The sequence below is a fragment of the Pseudomonas sp. GW823-FHT02C05 genome (assembly GCF_058797595.1).
In genome coordinates this window covers 245,304-258,126 of record NZ_JBXAJU010000005.1, presented here as the reverse complement: position 1 = coordinate 258,126, position 12,823 = coordinate 245,304, and the positions used below count along the sequence as shown (strand labels likewise).

Sequence of the window (12,823 nt, the reverse complement as noted above, 5' to 3'; positions counted from 1 at the left end):
TTGCTTGACGCCCCCCTGAAAAACCCGTTTAATGCGCCCCGTTGCCCAGATAGCTCAGTCGGTAGAGCAGGGGATTGAAAATCCCCGTGTCGGCGGTTCGATTCCGTCTCTGGGCACCACCTTCAGCTTTCAGGTGGTGTATGCATCACGTGAAAGCAACCAAGAAACCCGCCTAGTGCGGGTTTTTTGTTGCCTGAGATTTGGCCCTTCCCTCCCCCTGCGCGATACCTCCGCTTTCTTTCCTGCACAACCAAGCCCCCTGCGCGACCATCACGCCGCCAACACAGCGCATCTCGCCTCAGCTTTTCTCAAGCGTTCACTTAAATGAAGAACCATCTTGAGATAATCATCTTTTGATATTCGACCAAAACCCCTATAGAACAGGGCCTACAGCAAAAAAATCATAGATGTTTTTTTTCGGCTTTCGAGATGTTTGCACAATGCCTGCATTCTTCCATCACGATCTTGAGCTGCTAAACCCGTCCTTCGACTCCAATCTGGTGGACGTGCTCAGCGAGCTTGAGCACCTTCGGCGCTTGCGACTGGAAGGCGATACGCCTCCCGCGGTCTTCTATCAGCTGAAAACGATCTTCCACATCCTGGAAAGCCTGGGTTCGGCGCGCATCGAAGGCAACCACACAACACTTGCCGACTACATCGAGAGCAAGGTTGAAGGCACAGCCGAGGACACCGATCAGCTACGCGAAGTGGCGAACATCGAAAAAGCCTTGGACTACATCGAGCAAACCATTCGCCCGGGAACACCGATTACCGAGCTCACCATCAGAGAGCTGCACGCGATGACCGTCCAGGACCTGGAGCGAGAGGGCGATAGGACGCCTGGAGCTTATCGCCAGGGCGCAGTGCAGATCGCTCAGGCCACCCACCTACCTCCTGATGCCCTGATGGTGCCCAGCTACATGCAAGAGCTGGTGGAGTTCGTCAATCGGGAGGACCTGCCCAAATACGACTTGATGAAAGTGGCCTTGACCCATCACCGGTTTGGCTGGATTCACCCCTTTGGCAACGGCAATGGTCGCGTGGTGCGCCTCCTGACTTACGCACAGCTGATGAAATATGGCTTCAACGTCGATACGGGTGGCCGCGTACTCAACCCTACCGCTGTTTTCTTCAATGATCGGGAACGCTACTACGCCATGCTCGCCACCGCGGACCAAGGAACCAAGGCCGGGCTGGAGGCCTGGTGCACTTACGTTCTAGAGGGCATTAGGGACGACCTGGAAAAGGTCAATCGCCTCACCGACTATCGCTACCTGACCCGGCACATCCTGGCTCCTGCCATTACCTTTGCTCGGGATCGACAATGGATCACTGCAGCGGAAGAAACAGTACTGACCACAGCGATCAAGTCAGGCGTTGTTAAGTCGAGCGACATCGCCCAGGCACTGCCCAAGCTGACTGCCGGACAAAGGACCTATCAAATAAAGAAACTGGTGGACCAGGGCATGCTATTGCCCATCAGCGCCAACGCCCGGCAATACACCATCGGTTTCTCCAACAGCTACCTCATCAGAGGAATGATCAAGGCGCTTCGAGAGCAAGGGTTCATACCGGCACCGCTTGAGGCGCCATGACACTCTCTCGGGCTCTCCAAGGGCGCCCAGAATCAAACTGATCCTGGGCGCGCTGGCGCAGCGCCTGCGCCAATCAGAAGGCCTTATCCGCCCGCTCCATCTCCCGCCCCTGAGCCACATCGAGCAGGGCCACGCCATCACCGAGCAGCAGCGCGGCGATGTCGGCGATCTGGAACAGGTCGCTGGCGTCGGCCGTTTGCGCGGTCATGCAGGACAGGCTGTTCATCAGTTTGTGAAGGGCGCGTATGCGCTGATCGGCGCAGGCCAGAAGATCGAACAGCGGCACGCGGGGTAGGAAACGGTCACAAGATCCGGCCACGCCGAAGCGTGCCCGCGTACAGCTGCCATAACGCATAGACAGCAAACAACACCCAAAGCGCTGGGTGCTTCTTATGATCAGGTTCCTACACCCGGCCGCTGATTTGGCAGCGACCCGCAAAAACCCTGAATCACTCGATTCAGGGCTTTTCATGCGTGCAATTGGCCATTGCCCAGACTCAGCACCGGGCAACATTCCAGCCCTCTCTCAGTAACCGTTATTCCAGTGGACGTTGAGATCACGCATGGTCGCCACGCCCATGTCGACCATGCTGCGCTGTTCCAGCCCTTTGCGGGTGGTGATGACCTGGTATCTGCCGGCCGGCAACTGCACAAAGACGATCGGGCCCACTCCGCTCAGGCTCAACAGCTGATGCCCTTGCGGGTTCTGGATCAGCACATCGACATCCGAGGTGTATTCATTCCCTGAGCCGACGGAAAAGGTCATGTGCAGGTTGTAACCCTTGGCCTGCTGAATGGCCCGCGACTCGTCCAGGCCGATGCCGCCGCTGACATAGGAAATGCCGTTCTGTTGCAGCGGCTCTAATTGCACGCCAGCCGGGTCGATCGGCTCATTGCTGGTGGAGGCGGAGCGCACGCTCACTGGTGCGGCCAATAGCAGCACCGCGATAACACCTGACAGGACACTCATAGAAAAGGACTTCATGATGACCACTCCCGGGTTCGTCTCGAACCACTGAATGGGACGCCACCGTCAGGCCTCTAGCCCCGGGACGGCAGCGCCCGGGTCTCCCCTGCTTCATCTTGAATGGCCAGGCCATGTCTCAGGCCAGAAGCCGAATTAAAACCCTCGCTCGCCTTGTGCAACCAGGCTCGCCCATAGCTCCTGCTATTGAGTGTAAAACCTGACACAGGGCGGTTTAGATCGATTCGGCGTGAGGCCTTTAACCAAAGGTACCTAGGCTAGGGGACCAGCCCCTCGGCTCGGAGCCTGCGCCGCCTGCCAATGCTTCATCTCCTCGGCGATGAAGTGCTGCACCAGATCGCTGTACATCTTCTCGATGGCATCCGGGTTCAGGCCTTCGGCCGCCGCCCAATCGCGACGAGTGGCCAACATGGCTTTGAAACGCTCCTCGGCGCGCACGGTGGCCGCCGAGGTCTTGAATTTCGATGCCGCCAGTACGTACTGGAAGCGCGCGCCGAGCAAGGCGATGACCGCTCGATCCAGGACATCGATTTCCCGGCGGATATCGTCCATGCCCTGGCATTGTTCCGGGCTAATCTGGTTCTTCACTTCCATGCTCAAGGCTCCATCGACGAATAGGGATACCCGGGCTCGACCGGGCCCGGATTATTCCCATGGGCCCGCCTGGGAGTAAAGTTGCAGGCATCCGCCCATCCGGGCGCAAAGGAACTGCTCTCGTGAACCAGAAGCGAACCCGAGTCCGCCTGCCCCACCCCCAGCCCGGCAAGACCCGCAGCGGGGCCTGGTTTTTTTTGCTGATCGGCAGCGTGCTGCTGGCACTGACTGCGCTGCTGGGCTGGACCCTGGTAAGCGCGCTGCTGGACGGGCAGATCGTCACCAGCAACCGTGCCGGGCCGAAGCTCGCCTACAGCCAGGCGTTGCAGCCCACCAAGTTTTATATCGAGCTGCTCTGGCAGGGCACCAGCACCCTGTTGCTGGGTGCCCTGGCAGTTGCCGCGCTGTGGATCGCCCGGGTATTAATGGGCGCACAAAAAAATCGTCGCTGAACGCCAGGGGTCGGCCCTGCCCGTTACAGCCGCCAAGGAACAACCGCCCATGTCCCTGCTGTCCTCGCTCGACCTGCCGGCCGCCGGCCCCGCCACTGCCGAGCCGGCGCCCGGCCCCAGTGAACGCTTCAGCGAAGTGGCGGCGGACGGTTTCCGTCTTGGCGGCTTCAGCTGGCGCCACGCGCAAGCCGATCCGGCGCGCGCAGTGGTGATCATCAACGCCGCGACCTCGGTGCGCTGCCGCTATTACTTTCGCTTCGCCGACTACCTGTTCGCCAACGGCTTCGACGTGATGACCTACGACTACCGCGGCATCGGCGAGTCGCGCCCGGCCTCGCTCAAGGGGCTCAAGGCATCCTGGTCGGATTGGGGCGCTCTGGATTTCGAAGCCATGCTGCAACGCGCCCGGCGCGAGTTTCCCGGGCAACCGATCGACGTGGTGGGCCACAGTTTCGGCGGCTGCGCCCTGGGCCTGGCGGCCTCCGCCGGGGTGATCCGCCGCGCGGCCACCATGGGCGCGCAGTTCGCCTACTGGCGCGACTACGTGCCCGCCCAGCGCTGGCGCATGCTGGGCAAGTGGCATGTGCTGATGCCCCTGCTGACCCGCCTGTACGGCTACTTCCCCGGTAAGCGCCTGGGCTGGATGGAAGACACCCCCGCCGGGGTGGTCCGCGACTGGGCCACCCCGCACCCACGCTACGAAGGCCGCCCCAGCGGCCGCAGGCTGGCCGCAGAGCGCAGTGGGCAGCCCTTCGCCCAGGTCAGCGCCCCGATCCTCGCCATCAGCGTCAGCGACGACCCCTTCGGCACCGTGGCAGCCATCGAGCGGCTACTGGGCTACTTCGACAACAGCACGCGCACCCATTGGCGCATTCGCCCCGAGGACATCGGTGAGGTCGAGATCGGCCACTTCGCCTTCTTCCACAGCCGCTTCGAAAGCCGGCTCTGGCCGCTGCTGCTGCACTGGCTGCAGCACGCAAGCCCGGCCCCGAACAGCCCAGGGCAAGAGCTGACGCCGGGGCGCTGATCAGGCAAAGGCGTTGATGAACCAGGTGATCAGCGGGATCGCCACGATGTCGATCAATACCGCACCGCACAGCGGCACGATGATGAAGGCCTTGTAGGAAAAGACCTTGTAGTGATCACAGATCGCGCCCATGTTGGCCACCGCATTGGGCGTGGCCCCCAGGCCGTGGCCCATGAAGCCGGCACACAACACCGCCGCGTCGTAGTTGCCGCCAAACAGGCGGAACAGCAGGAACACGCACAGCAGCACCATCACCAGCACCTGCACCACCAGGATCACCAGCAGCGGCAGGCCGAGCTGTTCCAGTTCCCAGAACTTCAGGCTCATCATGGCCATGGTCAGGAACACCCCCAGGCATACGTCGCCCAGGGTGCTCACGGCGCTGTCGGGGATGTCGATGATCCGCGCCCGGTCATTGAGATTGCGCAGGATGATCGCCACGAACATCGCCCCCACGTAGCTTGGCAGGACGATGCCCAGGTGCTCGTTCAGCGCGCTGCCGATCCAGAAACCCAGCACCATGATCAGCAGAATGCAGGTCAGCAGGCGCAGCAGGGTCGGTGCATCCAAAGGCGCCACCGAACCCTGGGCAGCGCTTTCCAGGTGCTGCAGGGTACTGACCTGATCGGCCTGGATCTGCAGGCGGTTGCGCTCGATCAGCCAGCGCGCCAGCGGGCTGCCCAGCAAGCCGCCGGCAACCATGCCGAAGGTGGCCGAGGCCAGGGCCGCCGTGGTGGCCCCCACCGCCCCGAGGTTTTCCGCGATCGGGCCAAAGGCCGCCGCCGCGCCAAAGCCACCCTCCAGGGACACCGCACCGGCCATGATGCCCAGCAGCGGGTCGATGCCCAGCGCCTTGGCGGCACCGACCCCCACCAGGTTCTGCAGCAGCGCCAGGGACCAGCAGGCCCCCAGATAGACGAACAGGATCTTGCCGCCACGACGCAGCAGGCCGAGGCTGCCCCCCAGGCCCACGGTGGTGAAGAACGCCACCATCAAGGGCGTCTGGATCGCGGTGTCGAGCTTGATCGCCAGCAGTTGCTGATCGCGCAGCAGCCAGACGATCAGGGCAAAGCCGAAACCGCCGATCACCGGCGCCGGGACACAGAGCTGGGTCAGCCAGCGGCTGCGTTTCTTCAGCTGGGCTCCCACCCCCAGCAGGATCAGGGCCAGCGCCAGGGTGGTCAGCGCGTCCAATTCAAAAGTCGGCATGGCAAACATCTCTTCTTGTCATTGTGGTGTTGCGCGGCGAGGGGCATGCCCCTCAGTGAATCAGGCTGGCCAGCAGACGCGCGGCCACGCGGGCGGTGCGTTGGTCCTGGTCGAGCCCGGGATTGAGTTCGGCAATGTCGGCCACGCGCAATTTGCCGCTGGCCCGAGCACGGCGTACCAGGTGCTCGACCACCTGCACATCCACCCCGTGGGCCGAGGGCGCGCTGACGCCGGGAGCCTGGCTGGCCGGCAGCACATCCAGGCACAGGGTCATGTAGAGCACGTCGATACCGTCGAGAAAAGCGTCCAGGCAGGCCTCGACTGCCGGCAGGTTCCAGCCCTGCATCTGCCGGTCCAGCAGGTAGCGCACATCGAGCTCCCGGGCTTGCTCGAACAGCGCCTGGGTGTTGCTCAACTCGCTGACCCCCAGGCAGCAATACTCGAAAGGCATGCCGGCCTGCCGGCAGTACTCGGCGATCTGCCGGAACGGCGTACCGGAGCTGCTTTGCGGCGCATGGCGCAGATCGAAGTGGGCATCGAAATTGAGAATGCCGATGCGCGGGCAGGGCTGTTGGCGGCGCAGGTGATCGGCCAGGCCACTGAAGCTGGCAAAGGCGATTTCATGACCACCGCCCAGCCCCAGGACCAGGTGCCCCTGTTCGAGCAACAGGCCGAGGCGCTCGGCGTAGCGCTTCTGGGCGCTTTCCAGGTGGTGGTCGGTGCAGGTCACGTCCCCTGCGTCGTACAGCGGTCCGGTGCCGTGCCAGGCCAGGTTGGCCAGGGCCGCGCGCAAGGCTGCCGGGCCCTGGCTGGCACCGGTGCGCCCCTGGTTGCGCTTGACCCCCTCGTCACAGGCCAGCCCGAGCAAGGCGATACCCGCCGGCTGCTGTACGGCCCAGGGCTGCACCCACTGGTGCCAGCGCCGGGCGGCAAGGCCTTCGGCCAGGTCGATACGACCCTGCCACAGGTGCATGGGGGCGTTGCTGATCATGGTCTTGCTCCAGTCAATTCAATCCATTCGGGCGCTCAGGCGCTGGGCCGCTTCGCGGGTCCAGCGGATCAGCCGCTCACTGCGCTGTTCGGCGCGGAACGCCGGGGCCATGAGGCTGATGGCGCCTTGCAAGCGGTCACGGCTGTCCAGCAAGGGCGCGCTGACACCCCAGATGCCCAGATCGATCTCGCTCAGGCTCACCGCATGCCCGGCGGCGCGAATGGCCCCGTAGCTGTCCAGGTGCGCGGCGAAATCCGCCTCCTCGACGCCCTGCTGGCGCAGGATCGACAAGCACAGCTCAGGCTCCATGTAGGCCAGCAACACCTTGGCCGAGGCGCCCAGCAGCAGCGGCTGCGCCAGGCCTTTCTGGTAGCAGCAGCGCAAGGGCTGCGGGCTGTCCACCAGCTCGATGCAGATCGCCTGCCCGTTGCTTGGCACCATCAGCGCGACGCTTTCCTGGCTGAGTTCGGCCAGACGGTTGAGCTCCGGCTTGGCCAGGGTCACCAGCAGGCCTTCGCGGTCGAACTTCTTCGCCAGTTGCAGGCAAGCAGGCCCGGGCAGGTAACGGCCCTGGCCATTGTCCTGGGCCAGCCCCCAGCGCAGCAGGGTCTTGAGGTGGCGATAGGTGCTGCTCAGGGGCTGCTGCAGGTTCAGCGACAGCTCCTTGGCAGACATGGCCTCCGGGGATTGCCCCAGGGCCACGAGTATTTGCAGCAGACGGTCAGTGGGCGTGTGGTAGTGCATAGCGGCCTCTTGCAGCCATGGTGCATGGAGTTTCCCGGCAAATGAAATCAGATTCCCAGGCAGTGGGAAAAGGCTGCAAAAAACCTTTGGCACAGGTGCTGCGCCGCAATGGACCTCGGCCCATGCAGGATCGTCGGTACCCGCCTTGAGGCCTTGGCGAGTGCCAGCGCAGCGATTTGCTGGCATCCTTTCCCGCCTGACCGGCCGTTCGCCCCGAATCCGCGAGCGCCGCCCCTTTGCGCAACAAGGTAAGACGCCCATGGCATCGATCGACAAACAACACAAACGTGCCGCCCGGGCAAAGGCCAAGGCCAAGCAGAACCGCGCCAAGCGCACTGCACCGACCTCGGAGCTGGAACTGGACCCCAACGACAGCCGCATCGACTTCGAATCGGTGGACCTGACCGAGCTGTTCGTGAAGATGCGCGACGCCGAGAAAACCAGCCAGCAGGCGCTGTGCACGGTCTTCCTCTCGGACCCGCTGCTGGAGCTGGTCTATGAGCAGGAGGGCGAACAGGGCGCCACGGACTTCATCCTTGCGGCGCTGATCGAATACCGTAACTGGTCCACCGAGGCCGACGAGGCCACGGCCCTGGCCTGGATCGAGTCCGAGGCCTTCCAGGCCGACTACATGGCCGCATCCCAGGCACTGTTCAGCGCCGAAGGCTGAGTTTCTTCCGGGCATGAAAAAAGGGCGCATTCAGCAATGAATGCGCCCTTTTCCGTTTCAGCTAAACAGCCTGGCGTGATGCTCAGGCAGCTTCCAGCCGAGGGATTTCCATGCCGATGCGCGAGCTGGCGAAGTTCAGGTCGCCGCTGGCGATGGACTGGGCCTTGAAGCCTGCGCCGATCAGGTCGCGTACATACAGCTTGTTGTAGATGAACATGAACACCAGGTTGCTCAGGCCGAAGGTGAACATGGCCAGCAGGAACATGATGGCAGCCCATTTCCAGTCGGCGCGGAACAGCGCCGGGATGAAGCCGAAGAAGAACACGGTCCAGGAGAAACCAACTGGCGCTTCCTTGATGGCTCCGGTGTTCGGGTTTTTGAAGATGATTTTAGTGAACGCCATGCGCGTCTCCTTGCCGCCCTTTCTTTAAGGGACCAATGGCCGGGCGATCACCATTGAACCCTGAATGCTCGTTCTTCGAGCCGGGACTGTCAGGCAGGCGCTGACACTCAGGAACCATGGCGGCTACGCAGGGAACAAGGGACAGAGGCAGAAGGCGGATTCAGGGCCCCGACAAGCATTCAATCCCTTGCAATACAGCGCTATTCCATAGCTCCTCTCACGCTGGCACGCAAGAGCTCTTATCGAAGAGCGCGCAGGCTACTATTTCGCCAGCGGGCTGTCCATGAAACGCCATGTAACAAGTCACAAATCCAGCAAAAAGGCCACCGTCAATGCTGACGGCAGCCTTTTTTGCCTTTCAGAACGCCAAACTCTCAGAGTCGGCGTCCCCTGCCGGGGCCTTCTTCAGTGCCTGGTGGTACTGCTCGGCGCTGATTTCGCTGAGCGTCGCGTAACCGTCGTACTGGTAGAAACGCTGCTTGTCCCGGGCATAGCGCTGGGCAACAAACTCCAGGCTGGCCAGGTCGATGCGCTTGGCACTCACCGGCCGCCGGCCACAGAACAGCTTGCGCGTGCCCAATTGCAGAAAGTCCGGATGAGGAACCATCACTTCCTCCGGGCTGAATTCAACCTCCAGCGGTTTGCCGGCAGCAAACATCAGTGTCGCGGTGAAGGCGTAGCTGCCCATGACGCGAGTGTACGCCGGGTCGAGGGGCTTCTTTCTTGCGCCGTAGTAGTACACCGCCCCCTTGTCCCGGGCCCAGCCATGCCCGCATGACTCGAAGCTGGCCAGATCCGCTTTGGCCATAGGCTCGGGCACCTGATAAAAGACACTGTGGCAAAAAACCCTCTGGCCATCGGTCAGGTACGGGCCGCCCAGGGCACGGTAATGATCGGCGCAGGCCGAAGAGAATCGCTCCGGCACCCGGGTCTCGGCGCGATGAAAGGGGATCAGATACAAGCCATTGGCGTCGCCACACAGGTGTGTGTCCAGCAGCTTGAAACTACCGGCATCCAGACCATTGATGGGGCGGCCATGGAAGTGCACCTGGCTCCCCAGCTCGAACCCGGAGCCGATGGAACGCAAGGCCTGGGCTGTTGACGCCGATGGTGCCTGCAAGCGATGCCACCAATAATCTTGCAACTGCGGATGCGCCTCGAAGTACGCCGACCACTCTTGCAGCATGATGTCATCGATCACCCCATCCGAACCGAGCGGGCCGTGCCTGTCACCCACCAGCAACGGCGAATAGTTGCCTTCGCCACGCTCCAGCTGGGCCACCACAAAACTCTCTACATCCACGTCCAGCGGCTTGCTGCGCCGGTAGACGCGATGCCGGTCAGCGTAGTAGTCGAATCCCAGGTGACGGAAACTCGGGCCATCGGCACCACGCAGGCGGGTGCCATTGCAGTAGACGAACTGATCGTCCACGGCAAAGTACGGGTCCGCCGCTTCACTCTGGCTCAAGATCCGGCCACCGGCATCGAACACCGACTGAACACGGTTCAGCAGGCGGAAGTCACCGACATAGCGCAGGGTTTTTCCGGTCAGGTAATAAGCCCGGCGTGCGTCCTTGGCGTAGCGCTCGTTGAGCACGCTGAAAGTCGCCAGATCGACGTTGTCGATGCGGTAGAAATACTCATAGGCGATGCTCGAGCCCTGCTGCGCCTGGACGATCACCGAATGCCCATCCGTACCCCAGCGCCAGGCCAGCATCTGGAAGCCATCCGGATTGGCAATCGGCAACGGCGAACCGTCCTTCTGATGCAGCACAACGCCGCCCCGGCAGACTTGGCCGCTGATCACTTGATAAGCCGGATGGTTGGTACCGCGTACCTGCTGCTCCGCGCTGGCGATCGCTCGGGCGCCGAGGAAGACCTTGTCCCCGTCACTGAACAGCACCGACCCCGCAGGCCAGTTTTCTGGCACCGGGTGCACAAGCGCCAGGCGCTCAGGCTGCGCGCCGTCGATCACCTCCTGCCCGTAGTCATGACAGAAGTAGGCACGGCACTGATCACGCCAATGGTCATGGCCCAGGCTCTGCAAGCCCCGACACACACGCACCGGCAAGGCTTGCAACGGGTGGTAGCCATAACGCGCGAAGTAACGGGGCAACGCATAATAATCGGCCCGCGCATCACGCAGCAGGTGCCGATGAACACGATGTCGCCAGAGCGGCTCGCCCTCTACCAGGGGGGAAGCCGGGAATTGCTCGGTCGCGGCCTGGCAAGCCTGCTCAGCCGGGGTCCGCCCTTCACGCTGCAGCATGAGGTACACGTCACGGGCTCGCTCCTCCACCAACAGGGCCCCTTCCACGAAGGCGAACCCTTGATGCCATTCGAGGTCGAGCAGTTCCCACTCGGCATCATCCATATCCAGGTCTTTCATCGCTGCATCCCAAGCTAACCGAGTGGAGGATTATCAGCAGGCGCCCCGGGTGGGTAAAGCGCCCCGTCGCCAGGCCGCGAGCGAGCCTCTGCCCGCCACCAGCAGCCCCCCCCAAAGTTGCATCCGGGCATGAAAAAGGCCGCGGTCATTTCTGAGCGCGGCCTTTTCATAAAGAGCGGAGCAAACCGTCAGTTCAGTGCCAGGGCACCATTGCGCTCGGCCTTGCGCCGACGGGCCACCATCAGGCCGGCAGCGATGACGATGACACTCAGCAGGCCAGTGGCGAGGATCTCCACCCGGTGCTCTTCCTGGAACAGCATGATGCCCAGCACCGCGACGATGAACACGATCACAGCGTAAGTCAGGCCCGGGAACAGCCACATGCGGAAGGCGATCTTCTCGCCGGCAGCCATGCGCTTGTGGCGCATGCGCAGTTGCGAGACGGCAATCACCAGGTACACCAGCAAGGCGATGGCGCCGGAGCTGGCCAGGAGGAATTCGAACACCGCCGCCGGAGCGACATAGTTGGCGAACACCGCGAGGAAGGCCGCAGCGGTGGACAGGATCACCGCCCAGTAAGGCGTGCCGCTGGCGTTGGTGCGCTTGGCGGCGGCCGGGGCATCGCCACGCTTGCCCAGGGAGAACAGCATGCGCGAGGCAGTGTAGAGCGCCGAGTTCAGGCAACTGGTCACGGCCACCAGCACCACCAGGTCAACGATCAGCTTGGCATTGGGGATGCCCATGCGGTCGAGCACGGTCTGGTAGGAGCCGACCTGGGCCAGGCTCGGGTCGTTCCACGGCACCAGGGCCACAACGATAAAGATCGATACCAGGTAGAACAGGCCGATCCGCCAGATCACCGAATTGGTGGCCTTGGAGATCTGCTTGCCCGGGTTGTGGGATTCCGCCGCGGCGATGGTGACGATCTCGGTGCCCATGAAGGAGAACATGGTGGTCAGCATGGCGGCCAGTACCGCGCCCATGCCGTTGGGCATGAAGCCCTGGGTGTCCACTAGATGCGATACGCCGCTGACCTGGCTGTTGGGGAGCAGGCCGCAGATGGCGGCGAGGCCGAGGATCACGAAGCCGATGATGGCTACCACCTTGATCAGGGCGAACCAGAACTCGAACTCACCGTAGTTCTTCACGCTGAACAGGTTGGTGGCGGTCAGCAGCAGGGTGATCACCAGAGTGAAGACCCAGATCGCCACGTTGGGGAACCAGGCATGCAGAATGGTCGCGGCAGCGTTGGCTTCCAGGGGAATCACCAGCACCCAGAACCACCAGTACAGCCAACCGATGGTGAAACCGGCCCAGTGGCCGATGGCGCGGTCCGCGTAGGTGGAGAACGATCCGGTGTCCGGCGAAGCCACGGCCATTTCCGCCAGCATGCGCATCACCAGCACCACCAGGGTGCCGGCGGCAGCATAGGCCAGCAGCACGGCGGGGCCGGCTTCGGCAATGGCGTGGCCGGAGCCGACGAAGAGGCCTGCGCCGATCACACCGGCAATCGACAGCATGGTCACATGCCGCGGCTTGAGCCCCTGTTCGAGGTCATTGGAGAGTTGCGTACCGCTCATGAAAAGCACCTTTGCAACGAAAAAAGAGTAACTCCACCCGGTCTGCATTCGTTCTCGTAAAAAGAATCCAACAGGGCGTTCTTTATATCGCACGCAAGAATTGCGCCAAAATGTTACAGAACCCCGGGCAACAAGGGTTGGCGAGCCGACCGATGGAAATCCCAAGTCATTGAGAACAATGGCA

Annotated in this window: 13 protein-coding genes and 1 tRNA gene; 5 read left to right on the top strand and 9 right to left on the bottom strand. The window is 62.6% G+C overall.

From position 1 onward, the window contains the following. Window positions 1-43: 43 nt before the first annotated feature. Both AC1RGE_RS26385 and AC1RGE_RS26380 read left to right on the top strand, forming a co-directional pair. A tRNA-Phe gene (locus AC1RGE_RS26385) sits at window positions 44-119 on the top strand. Window positions 120-440: 321 nt separating this feature from the next. Then, the gene (locus AC1RGE_RS26380; protein ID WP_492585286.1) at window positions 441-1,595 is read left to right on the top strand and encodes a Fic family protein; all 1,155 of its coding nucleotides are present in this window, start codon (window positions 441-443) and stop codon (window positions 1,593-1,595) included. Between the two features lie 73 nt (window positions 1,596-1,668). On the opposite strand, the gene AC1RGE_RS26375 is transcribed toward AC1RGE_RS26380, so the two are convergent. From AC1RGE_RS26375 to AC1RGE_RS26365, 3 genes are all read right to left on the bottom strand, one after another. After that, window positions 1,669-1,881, bottom strand: a complete 213-nt coding sequence (locus tag AC1RGE_RS26375) for a hypothetical protein (RefSeq protein WP_492585284.1) — start codon at window positions 1,879-1,881, stop codon at window positions 1,669-1,671. A gap of 240 nt (window positions 1,882-2,121) precedes the next feature. After that, a complete protein-coding gene (locus AC1RGE_RS26370) occupies window positions 2,122-2,580 on the bottom strand; it encodes a hypothetical protein (RefSeq protein ID WP_019093885.1) in 459 nt (152 codons plus the stop codon). 252 nt (window positions 2,581-2,832) lie between these two features. After that, window positions 2,833-3,174: an isochorismate lyase gene (locus tag AC1RGE_RS26365; RefSeq protein ID WP_492585282.1), complete on the bottom strand. Its 342-nt coding sequence runs from the start codon at window positions 3,172-3,174 to the stop codon at window positions 2,833-2,835. 122 nt (window positions 3,175-3,296) lie between these two features. Between AC1RGE_RS26365 and AC1RGE_RS26360 the strand changes: the two genes are divergently transcribed. Beyond that, on the top strand, window positions 3,297-3,626 hold the full coding sequence (locus AC1RGE_RS26360) for a hypothetical protein (RefSeq protein WP_041751913.1): 330 nt from the start codon (window positions 3,297-3,299) through the stop codon (window positions 3,624-3,626). 49 nt (window positions 3,627-3,675) lie between these two features. After that, entirely contained in the window at window positions 3,676-4,653 is a 978-nt protein-coding gene (locus tag AC1RGE_RS26355) for an alpha/beta hydrolase family protein (RefSeq protein WP_492585280.1), read from the top strand. Here the strand turns inward: AC1RGE_RS26355 and gltS are convergent, their stop codons facing one another. Genes gltS through AC1RGE_RS26340 form a run of 3 tightly spaced genes read right to left on the bottom strand, consistent with a single transcriptional unit; the run spans window position 4,654 to window position 7,597 of the window. After that, entirely contained in the window at window positions 4,654-5,862 is a 1,209-nt protein-coding gene (gene gltS, locus AC1RGE_RS26350; protein ID WP_011058726.1) for a sodium/glutamate symporter, read from the bottom strand. Window positions 5,863-5,914: 52 nt separating this feature from the next. Beyond that, a complete protein-coding gene (gene hutG / locus AC1RGE_RS26345) occupies window positions 5,915-6,853 on the bottom strand; it encodes a formimidoylglutamase (protein WP_492585278.1) in 939 nt (312 codons plus the stop codon). A gap of 18 nt (window positions 6,854-6,871) precedes the next feature. Then, window positions 6,872-7,597, bottom strand: a complete 726-nt coding sequence (locus AC1RGE_RS26340; RefSeq protein WP_011058724.1) for an IclR family transcriptional regulator — start codon at window positions 7,595-7,597, stop codon at window positions 6,872-6,874. Window positions 7,598-7,856: 259 nt separating this feature from the next. Between AC1RGE_RS26340 and AC1RGE_RS26335 the strand changes: the two genes are divergently transcribed. Next, window positions 7,857-8,267, top strand: coding sequence for a hypothetical protein (locus AC1RGE_RS26335; RefSeq protein WP_011058723.1), 411 nt, complete (start codon window positions 7,857-7,859; stop codon window positions 8,265-8,267). 82 nt (window positions 8,268-8,349) lie between these two features. Here AC1RGE_RS26335 and AC1RGE_RS26330 read toward each other — a convergent pair whose 3' ends face one another. The 3 genes from AC1RGE_RS26330 to gabP all read right to left on the bottom strand — a co-directional run bounded on the left by AC1RGE_RS26330 (window position 8,350) and on the right by gabP (window position 12,639). After that, window positions 8,350-8,670 (bottom strand): hypothetical protein, encoded by a 321-nt coding sequence (locus AC1RGE_RS26330; RefSeq protein WP_011058722.1) that lies wholly within the window; start codon window positions 8,668-8,670, stop codon window positions 8,350-8,352. Window positions 8,671-9,028: 358 nt separating this feature from the next. Continuing rightward, entirely contained in the window at window positions 9,029-11,059 is a 2,031-nt protein-coding gene (locus AC1RGE_RS26325; protein WP_492585276.1) for a DKNYY domain-containing protein, read from the bottom strand. A 188-nt stretch (window positions 11,060-11,247) separates the two neighbouring features. After that, complete coding sequence (gene gabP / locus AC1RGE_RS26320) at window positions 11,248-12,639, bottom strand: GABA permease (protein ID WP_011058720.1); 1,392 nt, start codon at window positions 12,637-12,639, stop codon at window positions 11,248-11,250. Window positions 12,640-12,823: the final 184 nt, after the last annotated feature.